This window comes from Shewanella sp. DW31, from assembly GCF_015767295.1.
Lineage (GTDB): Bacteria > Pseudomonadota > Gammaproteobacteria > Enterobacterales > Shewanellaceae > Shewanella > Shewanella oncorhynchi.
This window is the reverse complement of sequence record NZ_JADWMP020000015.1, coordinates 28,523-43,528: the sequence shown is the minus strand read 5'-3', so window position 1 is coordinate 43,528 and position 15,006 is coordinate 28,523. Positions and strand designations below refer to the sequence as shown.

Below are 15,006 nucleotides of genomic sequence, written 5' to 3'. Positions count from 1 at the left end.
ACTCGATTGTTCAATAAGCTGCTTTAAACAAGATGTGGCGTTAAAACCCAAAATCGCTTTAAAACAAAAATGAGCTTTTAAACAAAGAGTAGCTTTAAGACAAACAGCCCCTTTCAATACAGCCTTATTCAATCCGCGCCATTAGATACCAAACGTTTTAAAACCCACTATTCTCCCTTCTCTCTATTTTCAATGCATTCACACAAACAAACTAAAACAAAAAAGCCTGAACACAGGTTCAGGCTTTCAGGATCTAACATTGAATACTTAACGCTTAAAACGTAAGGCTTATCGACTTTCTATAAACGCATTGCCAGTTCAGCGCCTTGGCGGATTGCACGCTTAGCATCAAGCTCTGCCGCGACATCTACGCCACCAATCAGATGCACAGGCAGGCCCGTCGCTTTCATCTCATCCACTAACGTGCGATTCGATTCTTGCCCAGCACACAAAACGACGTTATCAACGGCCAGCACTTCAGCGGTTTCACCCACGCGAATATGCAGTCCGGCATCATCAAACTTATCGTAACTCACGCCCGTTTTCATCTTCACATCATGTTGCTTAAGCACAAGACGGTGGATCCAGCCGGTAGTTTTACCTAAGCCCTTGCCCATCTTCGACGTTTTACGTTGCAGTAAAAACACCTTACGATGATCTGTATTGTCGGAATGAGGTTCAGTTAGGCCGCCTGCATGCAGGTAAGTTTTATCTATGCCCCACTGTTGCAGCCATTTATCGGGATTCAAGGTGCTCGACTGGCGCTCACACAAAAAGTGCGCCATATCGAACCCTATACCGCCAGCGCCAATCAAGGCCACCGTATTACCGACAGTCACTTCACCCGAGAGCACTTTTTGATAATCGACCACCCGTGGGTCGTCAAAACCGGGTAAGACTAAATCACGCGGCACAACGCCTGAGGCGATTACCACTTCATCAAACTTTTCCGTCGCCAGCACACTGGCATCGAGGCGAGTGTTTAATCTCAGCTCCACCTTATGCAGCTTAATTTGGTTAATGAAATAACGAATAGTCTCGTTAAACTCTTCTTTCCCAGGGATTTTACGGGCGAGATTAAACTGACCACCCACCTCAGATTTCGCTTCAAACAAGACAACGTGATGGCCTCGCATAGCGGCATAAACAGAAAACGCCATGCCCGCAGGGCCTGCCCCCATCACCGCAATACGCTTTTTATTGGCTGTGGGTAAGAAGTTGATTTCAGTCTCATAACAGGCGCGAGGATTCACTAAGCAAGTTGCGCGCTTGAGGGAAAAAGTATGATCAAGACAAGCTTGGTTACAGCCAATGCAGGTGTTGATAAGCTCCGGCGTGTTCGCCGCAGCCTTATTCACAAACTCAGGATCAGCAAGGAAAGGCCGCGCCATCGACACCATGTCAGCTTGACCAGAGGCGATAATCTGCTCACCAATCTCAGGGGTGTTAATGCGGTTAGTCGCAATTAAGGGAACGGCAACAGATTGTTTGAGCTTTTCTGTCACCCACGCAAAGGCGCCACGGGGCACGCTTGTCGCAATGGTCGGTACTCGCGCTTCATGCCAACCAATGCCCGTATTTAGAATGGACACGCCAGCTTGCTCTAACCACTGCGCCAGTTGCACCACTTCATCCCAAGTCGAACCGTTATCCACCAGATCGAGCATAGATAAACGGAAGATAATGATGAAGTCTTTACCGACTTTTGCCCGTATCGCGTTAACAATCTCAATCGGGAATTGCGCCCGTTTTTCAAACGCACCACCCCATTCATCGGTGCGAGTGTTGGTGCGCGCACTGACAAACTGATTAATCAAATATCCTTCAGAGCCCATCACCTCTACACCATCGTAACCCGCTTTCTTGGCAAGGGCGGCCGAACTGGCGTAATCCTTAATGGTCGAGCGCACTTGACGACTAGACATAGCAGACGGTGTAAAGGGTGTAATGGGTGACTTAATCTTACTTGGTGCTTGGGAAAAAGGATGATAGCCATAACGTCCCGCATGCAAAATTTGCATACAGATCTTACCGCCAGCCTCATGCACCGCCTGCGTTACTACGCGATGCTTACCCACTTGCCAAGGAAAACTCAGCTGACAGGCATGGGGCGTAAGGCGACCACGAAGATTGGGGGAAATACCACCCGTCACAATCAAACCTACACCGCCCAGAGCGCGTTCTTTATAAAACGCTGCCAGTTTCTCAAATCCGCCCTTTTCTTCTTCCAAACCTGTATGCATTGAGCCCATAAGCACACGGTTTTTGAGCTGGGTAAATCCCAGATCTAAGGGTTCTAATAAATGGGGAAACGACATTCAAACATCCTTTTAAAACAAGTGATTTAAATCAGCATACCTTGTGTCAAATCTAAGCTCAACCGTTGGATCGGGGCCATCAGTCAAAATCCTTTACAATTGTGTTTAGCCTGTAGCGCCATTTTCAGTTAGCATTGGCAGATTGGACTTATAAAGGAGTGGCAGATGTCCGCTAACCCATCGTTTTTCAAGAGAATATGTTTGTTTATTTGGCACACCCTGAACGGGACGCGTAAACTCATCCTCAATCTAATCTTTTTTGGACTCTTAGCCGCGATCATTATCTCCATTGGCAGTAGCGAAGATATCCAAGTTGAAGATAATTCGGCACTGGTGCTTAATTTAGCCGGCTCTATTGTCGATCAGAAACAACAAGTCGATCCCTTAGAAGCCGCATTCAAACAAGGCCAAAATGCCAACGCCGATGGTGAAATCCTACTCGCCGATGTGCTTTATGTCATTGACAATGCAGCGCAAGATCAACGTATTAGCGTACTAGTGCTCGACCTGGTCGATCTTAAACGTGCTGGGATCAGCAAACTACAATCTATCGGCAATGCACTCAATCGCTTTAAAGAGAGCGGTAAAAAAGTCATCGCCATCGGCAACTACTACGAGCAAAATCAATATTTCCTCGCCAGTTTTGCCGACACCATTTACCTCAATCCCCAAGGCGGTGTCTCGCTTGATGGCCTGAGTATGTACAACCAATATTTCAAATCGGCCTTAGAAAAACTCAAAGTCAAAGCGCATATTTTCCGCGTGGGGACCTTTAAATCTGCGGTTGAACCCTACATACGTGACGATATGTCAGATGCTGCGCGGGAAGCCAGTAGTGCACTGTTAGCCGATGTATGGCAAAGCTACACACAAACGGTTGCAGGCAATCGTAATATCGAACCGAATTCTCTGGTGCCCGACGCAACCACTTATTTGGCAGAACTCGATAAAGCCAATGGCGATTCAGCCACAATGGCAATCAACATGAAATGGGTTGATAACCTAGCGACCACAGAAGATTTTCGTAAAACCATGCTAGAAACCGTAGGAAAAGCCAGCAGTGGTGACAGTTTCAAGCAAGTCAGTTTTTATGATTACTTAACCTTAGTGACGCCACTACCCAGCTTTGTAGAGCAAGACAGTGTTGGTATTATTGTGGCAAGTGGCACAATTTTGAACGGCACTCAACCTGCGGGCCAAATTGGCGGAGAAAGCACCGCCGAACTGCTACGTAAAGCACGTTTTGATAAACACATTAAAGCCTTAGTATTACGCGTTGATAGCCCTGGCGGTAGCGCCTTTGCCTCTGAGCAAATTCGTCAAGAATTACTGGCACTTAAAGCAGCGGGTAAACCCGTGGTTGTGAGCATGGGCAGTTTAGCCGCATCCGGTGGTTACTGGATTTCAGCCAGTGCCGACTATATCTTCGCAACGCCAACGACGCTCACGGGTTCGATTGGGATCTTTGGTATGATCACTACCTTTGAAGATTCATTGGCCAGTATAGGTGTGCATACCGATGGCGTATCGACCTCAGAATGGGCAGGATTATCTGTTACCCGCACACTTTCTCCCCAGATTGAAGCGATTATCCAACGTCATATTGAACGCGGCTATTCGGACTTTATCTCCCTGGTCGCTAAAGAACGTAAGATGACCATAGAACAAGTCGATAAGATTGCTCAGGGCCGTGTGTGGAGCGGTAAAAAGGCTCTTGAGCTTGGCTTAGTCGATGAACTGGGTGATGTAGATGAAGCCATAGCTAAAGCCGCTAAACTCGCGGATATGACGCTATTTGACACCCGCGTCATCGAACAAGAGCTGACACCCGAACAAAAATTCATGCAGCAGATGTTTGCCTCAGTATCGAGCTACCTGCCCGCCTCACTAAGTCAGTCATCGATGTTAGAGCAAATGCTACAACAGTGGACTAGCAGTTTGAAAACGTTAACCTCTTTCGATGATCCAAATAACGTCTACATCTACTGTGATACTTGCAATATGATGAACTAAATCTGCCAGCGTCTAGGTTGCAGCTCGCAACTTCAAGATGATGACAAAGACAAAGCCCGGATCTCCGGGCTTTTTTATTGGGTTTATGTCAGTAAAATCGTATAATTCGGCCACTTGAAGCTAAGAAAACGACAAGAATGACTAAACGCTCCATTTATGTTGCCTATACTGGCGGCACCATCGGTATGCAAAAGACCGATAACGGCTTTGTCCCCGTCGCGGGATTCCTGACTCAGTGCGTGCAATCTATGCCTGAGTTTTACCATGAAGAAATGCCGACATTTGTGATCCACGAATACTGCCCGCTTATCGACTCTTCCAATATGGCACCAACCGATTGGCAGATGATTGCCGACGACATACAAGCCAATTACGATAAATACGATGGCTTTGTGATCCTTCACGGCACAGATACCATGGCATACACGGCTTCGGCACTGTCATTTATGCTGCAAGGCTTGTCAAAACCTGTGATAGTGACGGGCTCGCAAATTCCCCTCGCCCAGCTACGCTCAGACGGCCAAACCAATTTATTGAATTCACTCTACATAGCGGCGAATTATCCAGTTGCGGAAGTGTGTTTATTCTTCAATAACAAACTCTTTAGGGGTAATCGCTCGACTAAGGCCCATGCAGACGGTTTCGATGCTTTCGCTTCACCCAACTTCCCGTTACTGCTTGAGGCGGGGATCAAAATCAATCTACGCGCAGGCAAAATCACGGTCGCCAACGATACCCCATTAGAAGTCGCTCATATCAGCCCACAACCTGTCGGTGTGGTGACCTTGTATCCTGGGATCTCAACACAGATTTTTGAGAACATTCTGCAACAGCCAGTTAAAGCCCTCATACTGCTGACATTTGGTGTGGGTAACGCGCCGCAGGATGCCGCCTTACTCAAAACCTTAAGGCAAGCAGATGAACGTGGCATAGTGCTGGTGAATCTAACCCAGTGTTTCCAAGGTAAGGTGAATATGGGCGGCTATGCCACAGGTAATGCATTAGCCAAAGCAGGCGTGATCAGTGGTGCTGATATGACTATAGAAGCAGCCTTAGCAAAACTGCATTATTTGCTATCTAAAAATTTGCAACCAGCTGAGATAAAAGCGGCCATGTTGCAAAACTTAGTCGGTGAATTGAGCATAGATTAAAGATAGTGTCTTCTAATCTGTTTGTTGCCCTCAAACGCTAGCAACAAAAAAAGCCCATATTTGATGGGCTTTTTTGATTTAAACTCAGACTAGATTTCAGTTCAGACTTAACAGCACTAAATGAGTGTTTATTTTAAGACTTTTGCGGACCAAGATTTGCATTGAAGTTATTTGATATCAAATCAATATTAGCCTTGATATCACTAACAAAAGATAAAATGCTAGCTCCCCTTGCCAACCTCAGACTTACACCGAATTCCTAATAAAGCACACCTTACAAGCCGATCTGCGCGGCCAGTCAGAAATTATAAATCCTGCGCTTTAAAGCCAGCAATCGGCTCACCGCGGAATTGCTTTTTCAGCTCGGCCTTAGACAGCTCATTAATTTTACCGTCAGATGCAATAGTGAAATGCTCTGTTTGCTCAAGCTTACGCGCTTGATACAACATAACCACCTGCAGAGCCGATTCACGCTGAGTCTCACTCAAGACAGTGCCATCTTCCCACTTACCCAGCTCAGCTGCACTGCGAAGCCTTTCATAAACTTCAATGGGCATTTGATCGATCACTTGATTGATATCCGTCATACACTTTTCCGCTTATGTAACACGATTCTGACTCGTGTAATGAGATAACCTACAAAACCAAACACAAAGCATATTCCGGCGATATTCGCACGCATACCTTCGGCGGGTTCCCCACCCCAAAACCAAATCACCACACCAGCAATGAACAAGGTCATAGCAACGAAACTCTGATTCATTAAGCTGCTGGACTTTTGAATATGGCTAATGCGCGATAAGGACTCATTGTCGCCATCGGTTTTTGCTTGGCAATGGGGGCATGAAGGCGCTTTGCTCGACATACGTTTACGACACACCGGACATTCAATTAATGCCATATCAGCCTCGCCCTAACGTAACTTATCAACAACGGCGAGCATGGCAATTAGCGATGCTTCACCTAAATAAATACTGCGTTCTGGCGACCAACCCACAAAAGGATCGGCCAGATTGTTATTGTCTTTAAACGGCATCTCAAGGGTATTTGATAAACACTTGAAGGTCTGGGCAACCCAATTAGACGCTACGGTCAAATTCGCTTGGCCTGGCTCATCTTTATCATAGCCAAACTGAGTTTGAAAATCGGCACTGGCTAAGGTCAATGCTTGGCTAAAGTCCGCTTGCAGCTGCACGAGTTTATCATTGTAAGCGGGAACGCCTTCACAACCCGCTAGAAACACATAAGGTAAGCCTTCATCACCATGCACATCATAAAACAGGTCAACACCCGTTTGCTGCATCTTGTTGACGACGTGATATACCTCAGGGCTTTTTTCTAAACTCGGAGTTTGCCACTCGCGGTTAAGATTAATCCCAATCGCATTAGTGCGCAGGTGGCCTCTGACACTGCCATCGGGATTCATGTTGGGGACTATATAGAAATTAGCCTTATCAAGCAGCGCCTTTGCCGTGGGACAGTCATTATCGAGTAAACGATTCACTAGGCCTTCAACTAACCATTCAGCCATCGTTTCACCCGGATGTTGTCTGGCGGTGATCCAAATATTGCGTTTAGAAGGATCGCCATTCCCTACTTTCATCAGAGTAATATCGCGGCCATCTAAGGTCAGGCCTAAATGCTCTAAATTGACATCTGGGTGTAACTGGGCGCCGCTGAGTAAATCTAAATGACGCTCATAGCTGTAGGGTGCAAAGTAAGCGATTTGAATGGCATCGCAATCTAACTCTATGCTAATACTCAGTTTACCGTCTTGATATTGAGTCGGAATACGGAACCAATGCTGGCGATCATAACTGGCCACCGCCTGATAATCTTCCCATCCCTTGGTATAAGAAGCGGTTCCCGCATTGATAATATTCAAGGTGTAATGGTTACCCACCTCACCTTCAAATCGAAAATTGAACCATTGATAAAACTCACCACCCGCATCAGGGCGGATAGCAAGTTGAATATCGTCTTTATTATCAAGATTGACGACTTGGATATTTCCGCCATCAAAGTTGGCACTGATCCGCATAATGATTCCTAATAGGTTGTTAAAACTAAGGGCAATTTAATGGCGTGCGACAGATAGCACACGGCACATTTTATTATATGGCCGATAGAATAAACCAAAACATCCCAAGGGGAAAACGAAAGCCATTAAATTCAGTCAAGACACTTGCAATCGGCCTTTAATTAACCAGTTAACACGCCTAAAATCCACAAAAAAAAGAGCCTTTCGCTATAAATTAATGAAGATATTAGACCATAAAACTATAACCTTGGCCTCGTACTGTATTTATCAAATTACGCGGCAAGCTGATATTGGCTAGCTTGCGGCGAGTGTTACTAATGTGCATGTCCAGATTACGGTCAAATCGGCCCAAATCTTTCTGTAGCACTGAGCGCTGCAACTCTTGCTTAGTGATGACTTGGCCTTTTCTTTCAAAAAGATATTTAAATAATTTAAACTCGGTTTGGGTCAAATCGACATAGCGGGTGCCAATAGTGATCCTATAACTCATTTCATCGAAGTTAATCACTTTAGCCGCCACAGTCGCCATTTGCGGCGAGTGAGAGTGACCGGCACAGAGACGCCGCTCTAAGGCTCGTAAGCGGACAAAAATCTCTTTTATGCTAAACGGCTTACTCAGAAAATCATCTGCCCCCAATTCATAACCAGTGATGCGATCATCTTCATTGTCACGTGCTGAAATCATCAATACTGGCGTTGAACATTCACGCGCTTTTAGCAACTCAAACCCATTCATCTGTGGCATCACTAAATCAAGCACTATGATGTCTGGAGCAAAACTTTCAATGCATGCCAGACCCTCTATGCCATTAACCGCACACTTAACCTCATGCCCTTGCGTACATAGGGCATCAGCTAACCACACGCTAAACAATGGATCATCATCGACCAAGAGTATTTTACTCATCCTTAAAACCCAAACGAGAATCTATATCATTTATATTACCATGCGAATCGAGACGACTCTAGCGCTATTACATTCGTTAAGAAGTGTGATGTTGAAAACTGTGAACAAAATACGATATTAACAACCAATCAACGGATGATTAGCGACTCTAAAATCATCTCGTAAACTCCCAATAAAAAAGCGCCCTAAGGCGCTTTTTAGAAACTAAGAGTCTGAACTTAGCTTAGAATTTAACAGTTACACCACCGTAAATCACGCGGCCGACTGTGTCATATACTTGTGGAACTGTACCACCATCGCTACCGTTAGAAACAGTAACTGGTTTTTCATCAGTGAAATTCTTAACGCCTAAACTGACAGTCGTCATATCATTGATATGATAAGTACCAGAAATGTTATGGTACAAAATTGAGTCTACATCAGTACCTTGAGCTAGATCTGTCATTCCGCCGATATAACGATTGAAGTACATAACACTCCAATCATCTTGACCCGCTGACAAGCTAAAGTTGTTACGAACTCGGGCATAAGCACCAAAGTTACCATCAATAGTACCAGTATAGCTTTCACCATCCTGCTCGAAGTTAACTAAGTAAGTTGTGTCATTGTTTAGTTTCCAATCTAAACCAATAAGCTCAAAGCTGTAGGCTAAGTTGAAATCTACACCACTCGTGTCTTGTGTACCCACGTTAGTTAAAGCATTCGTTAAATTATCTAAATCGCCATTAGCGCCGATATTGAAAATTTCACAAGATGCTGCACCTGTTGCATCGCCATCTACTTGGAATCTATGACATGCATCTAGACCTGCTTGAGTGTCCATACGCGCAATCGCGTTATCAACTTTGAAACTCCAGTAATCCAAAGTCACAGACATACCATCAAGATAGCTTGGCGAATACACTAAACCAGCCGTATAAGACTCTGATTCTTCAGGCTTTAAATCTGGATCTGATGTACGATTTACTAAAATTTGTGGATCTTGAGCATTGCCCCATGGATCATCTAAATAATCAAACGAACCTGAGTTACCACCATACAATTCAGCAACACTTGGAGCACGGAAACCAGTAGCCGCTACACCACGAACCATTAACTCATCCGTTGCGGCATAAGTTAAGCCAATCTTCCAAGTCGTTGCTTTACCAAAAGTAGAGTAATCATCTAAACGTAGCGCAAATTCACCCGTTAATTTCTCAGTGAAAGGCACACTTACTTCTTGGAAAATAGAGATAACGTTGTAGTTACCATCTGTAGGGTCTTGTTGAGCAGCAGTACTTTCACCAGCAACAACTACAGGATCAGGATTATAAAAACCACTTTCACGACGGTATTCTGCACCAATCGCAAAACCAACGGCACCTGCTTTTAAATCAAACAATTCGCCATTTAAACCAGCAGAAAGTGTTTGTTGCTCATTACCACCATTTGCTTGCTCTGAATAACCGATTTCGTTAATCATTTGCTGTGTTAATGGGGTGCCACTAAACCATGCATTAGGATTTGCATAGATCGAATCAAGCATATCTGATGCATTGATAGAATTATCTACTGCAGTTTTAGCTTGGTTTTTACCATAGGTGTAGGTTACATCCCAATTCATACCAGTATGAACATCTAAGGTGCCCGCTAAACCACCTGATAAACGCCAAGTATCAGTATCCTGAGTATAAATACGAGGACCTACATCGTTAGTCCGGCGACGATAGTTAACTAAACCCTTATCATCGGCTTTAATACCTGCTGCGATCATGCCGCTATCAAGCGTTACACATGGAGCTCCGGCTGGAACGCCCGCCGCGCCGCAAACATTTAGCATAAGATCAGCGGGTTGAGCAGCCATTTGCTGGTTAGAACGACGGTTGGTATAAATAGCATCTGCAGTTAACACAACATCATTACCTAACTCTTGAGTCATGTTAGCAAATAAACTACGACGTTCACTTGGTGTTTGATAGTAACTATCTTGGGTAAAATCATAACCGTATGAACGGTCTACCCAGTTGCCATTGGCATCTTTAATCTTGCCGCCTAAAGTACCTTCAGGGATAAATGAACTTGCACCAGGTTCAGTCCAATCACGGTCACCTTGGATCACGCCACGACGGTCAGAAAAAGCAGCACCAAAGGTGTAATTACCACCATCGGTATTGAAACCGTATAGTGCACTTACGTCGCCATTTTTACCGTCACCCTTGTCAGTGCCACTACCGTTAAAATCGAGCTGGAAACCTTCAAAGTCTTTCTTAGTGATAATATTCACTACACCAGCAATCGCATCAGAACCGTAAACAGCTGAAGCGCCGTCTTTCAGAATTTCAACACGTGCAATCATAGCGACTGGAATAGAGTTCAAATCCACAGAGCTGTTAGCACCGGAACCAGAGTTCACCATGCGGCGACCGTTTAATAACACAAGCGTACGTTGTGAACCCATGCCACGTAAATCAACTTGTGCAACACCGTCTGCACCGTTGTTTGTTGTTGAACCAATTGCCGCACCCGCCATCGAAGTCTGTACTTGCAGCATTTGGTCAACAGAAGTAAAACCTTCCGCTTTAATCGCAGCAGCATCAATAACGGTCACAGGAGATGCTGTTTCCATATCTTGGCGTTGAATGCGTGAACCTGTCACTTCAATACGTTCAACTTTTGCTTTTTCTTCAGCAGCAAATGCGCTTGACGTAACAAATGCACCAGTAGTGATAGATGCAACGATAGCTAAGTTAATAGCTGACGCTACTTTAGTTCTTTTGATGATCATGTATGAATGCTCCCTAGATCTTACTATTATTTTTATGCTTACAGCTTGTACAGCTATTGCTGTACTAGTGTTGCACCTGATACTGAGGATTCACTTTAACTCCGTCAATGCTCAAAATTTTAACCAATAAAACCACATTGTTAATTATTGTGATTTATTTAGTTAATTAATTTGAATGTTATTTTTCAACACCCTTATTAACCACACTTACGCAGAGTTAATCACCACAAGATTGATATTGAGCAGACTTCAAGACTGTTAACAGGAAACATAAACGCAACATTTCGCACATTAAAAAATGTGATGCGGATCACACTTTTAAATCATTATTAAAGTTATCAAGAAGAACAGTGTATTGATTAACTATTGTTAAATCTGCATATCTAGCAATATCCACAGATAGCCAAAGCGCTAAAATACCGATAAACATAGATAAATTGCATTAAAACAGAGATACACTATGTATCAATTGTGCTAATTATGCATTTTAACAACGTCTAAAATTATGGTTTAACAATTAAGGTACAAATAATTCTGCACGCCTTTGAAATGACTATTTGTTACTGATCTTGCATATTAATTTTGAATATAAGTATTAGCTTCCAATCCCTCTAAACACTCCCTATTTCTTATTCTTAAATAAATGACTTACATCTCATACGGACCACATTCAAGGACAAATTTTCTTTATAAAAAAAGCGACCACTTAGGTCGCCTCTTATAGTCTGTATCATCAAACTGATGTTTACTCGGGTTTGATCAACTCAAAATGTTGATATGCCCGTGCGGTTGCAATACGGCCGCGGGGCGTGCGTTGGATAAAGCCTTGCTGGATCAAAAAGGGTTCTAGCACATCTTCAATGGTTTCGCGTTCTTCACCTATGGCTGCTGCTAAGTTATCGAGTCCAACTGGGCCACCCATAAACTTATCGATAATGGCGAGTAGTAACTTGCGGTCCATGTAATCGAAACCTTCATTATCGACATCCAGCAAGTCTAGTGCATGGTCGGCAACAAACTTAGTGACAGCGCCATCATGCTTCACCTGCGCGTAATCCCGCACGCGGCGAAGCAGTCGGTTAGCTATCCGTGGTGTACCACGTGAACGGCGTGCGATTTCAAATGCACCTTCAGCATCAATATCCAGTTCCATCACCTGCGCCGAACGCGTGACTATGGTGCTTAAATCTTTGATGTTATAGAATTCAAGCCGTAGCGGGATCCCAAAACGCGCCCGAAGTGGTGAAGTCAAAGCCCCTGCCCGTGTTGTCGCGCCCACTAGAGTAAACGGTGGTAAATCAAGCTTGATAGAACGTGCCGCTGGCCCTTCACCTATCATGATATCCAGCTGGTAATCTTCCATCGCTGGATACAAAATCTCTTCTACCACTGGGCTTAATCGGTGGATTTCATCGATGAATAACACATCACCGGATTCGAGATTGGTTAAAAGTGCGGCGAGATCTCCCGCTTTTTCCAGCACAGGCCCAGAGGTGGATTTAATGTTAACCCCCATCTCGTTCGCAACAATCATGGCTAAGGTGGTTTTACCCAATCCCGGCGGGCCATAGATTAACATATGATCTAAGGCTTCATTACGATTCTTTGCCGCTTGAATAAACACCTTAAGCTGTGCCCGAGTGTCATCTTGACCCGTGTATTCATCGAGCATTTTAGGACGCATCGCCCTGTCGATGGATTCATCTTGAGCTTGGATCTGCGGCTGGATGAGTCTGTCTGCCTCAATCATTGTTATTCCTTATCGCAGCTTTCATCTTAATTATCATCATTGTTCAATTAAAGCATCGATTTAAGGGCGGCTTTGATCAGAGTTTCTGAATCCATGCCCTCTTTGTAGGCTGCAGAAACCGATTTGCTCGCCTGCGGTGGTTTATAACCCAGCGAAATTAAAGCTGAAATAGCATCTTCTTCGGCGCTATTGACTGTCGGTGCGGGTGAGTAATTGGATTGCAGCACGAACTCACGCTCTGAGCCTGCGGAGGCTTCCATCAAGCTCTTGAGCTTATCGCGCATTTCTACCAGTAACCGCTCGGCGGTCTTCTTGCCAACACCGGGTAATTTCACTAAGGTCACTATATCATCGCGCTCAACGCAACCCACAAATTCTGCGGCTGTCATGCCTGATAAAATGGTCAAAGCAAGCTTGGGACCGACACCATTGGTCTTGATCAGTAAGCGAAATAACGCCCTTTCCTGCTTAGTGATAAAACCATAGAGAAGCTGTGCATCTTCACGCACCACAAAGTGGGTGTAGACCATAGTTTCATGATTAACTTCAGGCAGCTCATAAAAGCTAGTAAGCGGCATCTGCAACTCGTAACCCACACCATTAACATCGATCAAAATTTCTGGTGCTTGTTTCTCAACGAGCACGCCCTGTAAACGACCTATCATCTGTACCGTCCGTATGTTCTTGCCGTTGCCCGGCCACTCAATGCAATTAAACTCTGGCTAGTGTGATAATGACACACAGCAACACCGAGTGCATCTGCGGCGTCAGCTTGTGGGGCTGCGGGTAATTTAAGTAATTGTTGGATCATGTGTTGTACTTGGGCTTTCTGTGCTCGCCCCGTACCCACGACGGCGCTCTTAATTTGAGTCGCACTGTATTCGGCCACAGGTAAATTGGCGACTGTGGCAGCAACAATGGCCGCGCCGCGTGCTTGGCCTAACTTGAGCGCAGAATCGGCATTTTTTGCCATAAATACGCGCTCAATCGCAAATTCGTCCGGTTGATACTGACGAATAATCTCAGTGATCCCATCAAATATTTGCTTGAGCCTGCCAGGCAGTTCTTCAGACGAAGTGCGAATACAACCACTGCCGAGATAAATCTGATGCCGTCCCTGACATTGGATCACGCCGTAGCCTGTGATCCGTGAACCTGGGTCAACACCTAAAATAATTGCCATTCAATACCTTATTTGGGATCTACATTTGCGTCCCCGTTCCTACGTTAGCATTTGCGAGCTGAAATGGGCATCAATTGACGCCCCAATTCAGCTCACAGTCAATCTAGCCTAGGCTTGCCATCACATCATCGGAGATTTCCGCATTATGATACACCTCTTGCACATCATCGTGATCTTCAAGGGTGTCGATAAGGCGCATAAATTTTTCGGCGGTTTCTAGATCAAGCTCAGCTTTCGTCGAGGCTATCATCGCGATTTCGGCATTATCCGCCACAAAATGGGCTTTATCGAGCTGCTCTTTCACCGTATAGAAATCAACAGGATCGGTAAACACATCCACAGCACCATCATCATAGCTGACAATATCTTCCGCGCCCGCTTCAAGCGCCGCTTCCATTAATGCATCTTCATCGGTTCCCGGCGCATAGGATAACACTCCACGCTTAGTGAACAGATAAGACACCGAACCATCCGTGCCTAAGTTACCGCCCGATTTACTAAACGCATTACGTACACCACTCACAGTACGATTACGATTGTCCGTCATGGTTTCAACCATCACAGCAGTGCCGCCTGGGCCATAACCTTCATAGAGAATGGTTTCGAGTTGCTGGCCTTCTAATTCACCGGCGCCGCGTTTAATCGCACGCTCAACCGTGTCTCGGGTCATATTGCCACCGAGGGCTTTATCGATGGCGACACGTAATCGTGGATTAGAGTCGGGATCTGAGCCACCTTCACGGGCTGCAACGGTTAACTCGCGAATGAATTTAGTAAAGAGTTTACCGCGTTTAGCATCTTGAGCCGCTTTACGGTGCTTAATGTTGGCCCATTTACTGTGACCTGCCATGGGAAGTCTCCTCTACTTAGGTATCATTT

General features: G+C 45.0%; 12 protein-coding genes. 2 read left to right on the top strand and 10 right to left on the bottom strand.

What is annotated here, in order from left to right; all coding sequences use genetic code 11:
- Positions 1-299: 299 nt before the first annotated feature.
- A complete protein-coding gene (locus GWI56_RS13480; protein WP_198573170.1) occupies positions 300-2,318 on the bottom strand; it encodes an NADPH-dependent 2,4-dienoyl-CoA reductase in 2,019 nt (672 codons plus the stop codon).
- A 165-nt stretch (positions 2,319-2,483) separates the two neighbouring features.
- Between GWI56_RS13480 and sppA the strand changes: the two genes are divergently transcribed.
- Complete coding sequence (sppA, locus tag GWI56_RS13475) at positions 2,484-4,331, top strand: signal peptide peptidase SppA (protein WP_198573169.1); 1,848 nt, start codon at positions 2,484-2,486, stop codon at positions 4,329-4,331.
- 137 nt (positions 4,332-4,468) lie between these two features.
- Positions 4,469-5,482 (top strand): asparaginase, encoded by a 1,014-nt coding sequence (gene ansA, locus GWI56_RS13470; protein WP_006086774.1) that lies wholly within the window; start codon positions 4,469-4,471, stop codon positions 5,480-5,482.
- 305 nt (positions 5,483-5,787) lie between these two features.
- Here the strand turns inward: ansA and GWI56_RS13465 are convergent, their stop codons facing one another.
- The 9 genes from GWI56_RS13465 to GWI56_RS13425 all read right to left on the bottom strand — a co-directional run bounded on the left by GWI56_RS13465 (position 5,788) and on the right by GWI56_RS13425 (position 14,977).
- Positions 5,788-6,069 carry a DUF1315 family protein gene (locus tag GWI56_RS13465; protein WP_198573168.1) on the bottom strand — a complete coding sequence of 94 codons (282 nt, stop codon included), beginning with the start codon at positions 6,067-6,069 and terminating at the stop codon, positions 5,788-5,790.
- Entirely contained in the window at positions 6,066-6,383 is a 318-nt protein-coding gene (locus GWI56_RS13460; protein ID WP_028759858.1) for a hypothetical protein, read from the bottom strand. The genes GWI56_RS13465 and GWI56_RS13460 overlap by 4 nt, the downstream gene beginning before the upstream one ends.
- 12 nt (positions 6,384-6,395) lie before the next feature.
- On the bottom strand, positions 6,396-7,523 hold the full coding sequence (locus GWI56_RS13455; RefSeq protein WP_198573167.1) for a M14-type cytosolic carboxypeptidase: 1,128 nt from the start codon (positions 7,521-7,523) through the stop codon (positions 6,396-6,398).
- Positions 7,524-7,749: 226 nt separating this feature from the next.
- The gene (locus tag GWI56_RS13450) at positions 7,750-8,430 is read right to left on the bottom strand and encodes a response regulator transcription factor (protein ID WP_028759856.1); all 681 of its coding nucleotides are present in this window, start codon (positions 8,428-8,430) and stop codon (positions 7,750-7,752) included.
- Between the two features lie 223 nt (positions 8,431-8,653).
- The gene (locus tag GWI56_RS13445) at positions 8,654-11,191 is read right to left on the bottom strand and encodes a TonB-dependent receptor (protein ID WP_028759855.1); all 2,538 of its coding nucleotides are present in this window, start codon (positions 11,189-11,191) and stop codon (positions 8,654-8,656) included.
- 748 nt (positions 11,192-11,939) lie between these two features.
- Positions 11,940-12,944: a Holliday junction branch migration DNA helicase RuvB gene (gene ruvB / locus GWI56_RS13440; RefSeq protein ID WP_028759854.1), complete on the bottom strand. Its 1,005-nt coding sequence runs from the start codon at positions 12,942-12,944 to the stop codon at positions 11,940-11,942.
- Positions 12,945-12,991: 47 nt separating this feature from the next.
- Positions 12,992-13,609, bottom strand: a complete 618-nt coding sequence (gene ruvA / locus GWI56_RS13435; protein ID WP_198573166.1) for a Holliday junction branch migration protein RuvA — start codon at positions 13,607-13,609, stop codon at positions 12,992-12,994.
- Entirely contained in the window at positions 13,606-14,127 is a 522-nt protein-coding gene (ruvC, locus tag GWI56_RS13430) for a crossover junction endodeoxyribonuclease RuvC (protein WP_006081743.1), read from the bottom strand. Before ruvC ends, ruvA begins: the two co-directional genes overlap by 4 nt.
- Before the next feature lie 103 nt (positions 14,128-14,230).
- On the bottom strand, positions 14,231-14,977 hold the full coding sequence (locus GWI56_RS13425; RefSeq protein WP_198573165.1) for a YebC/PmpR family DNA-binding transcriptional regulator: 747 nt from the start codon (positions 14,975-14,977) through the stop codon (positions 14,231-14,233).
- Positions 14,978-15,006: the final 29 nt, after the last annotated feature.

What these genes read in the sequence shown, in the direction of transcription:
- ruvB (WP_028759854.1), bottom strand. Translation starts at nt 12,944, where the DNA reads ATGATTGAGGCAGACAGACTCATCCAGCCGCAGATCCAAGCTCAAGAT.
- GWI56_RS13450 (WP_028759856.1), bottom strand. Translation starts at nt 8,430, where the DNA reads ATGAGTAAAATACTCTTGGTCGATGATGATCCATTGTTTAGCGTGTGG.
- GWI56_RS13425 (WP_198573165.1), bottom strand. Translation starts at nt 14,977, where the DNA reads ATGGCAGGTCACAGTAAATGGGCCAACATTAAGCACCGTAAAGCGGCT.
- GWI56_RS13455 (WP_198573167.1), bottom strand. Translation starts at nt 7,523, where the DNA reads ATGCGGATCAGTGCCAACTTTGATGGCGGAAATATCCAAGTCGTCAAT.
- GWI56_RS13480 (WP_198573170.1), bottom strand. Translation starts at nt 2,318, where the DNA reads ATGTCGTTTCCCCATTTATTAGAACCCTTAGATCTGGGATTTACCCAG.
- GWI56_RS13465 (WP_198573168.1), bottom strand. Translation starts at nt 6,069, where the DNA reads ATGACGGATATCAATCAAGTGATCGATCAAATGCCCATTGAAGTTTAT.
- ruvC (WP_006081743.1), bottom strand. Translation starts at nt 14,127, where the DNA reads ATGGCAATTATTTTAGGTGTTGACCCAGGTTCACGGATCACAGGCTAC.
- ansA (WP_006086774.1), top strand. Translation starts at nt 4,469, where the DNA reads ATGACTAAACGCTCCATTTATGTTGCCTATACTGGCGGCACCATCGGT.
- GWI56_RS13460 (WP_028759858.1), bottom strand. Translation starts at nt 6,383, where the DNA reads ATGGCATTAATTGAATGTCCGGTGTGTCGTAAACGTATGTCGAGCAAA.
- ruvA (WP_198573166.1), bottom strand. Translation starts at nt 13,609, where the DNA reads ATGATAGGTCGTTTACAGGGCGTGCTCGTTGAGAAACAAGCACCAGAA.
- sppA (WP_198573169.1), top strand. Translation starts at nt 2,484, where the DNA reads ATGTCCGCTAACCCATCGTTTTTCAAGAGAATATGTTTGTTTATTTGG.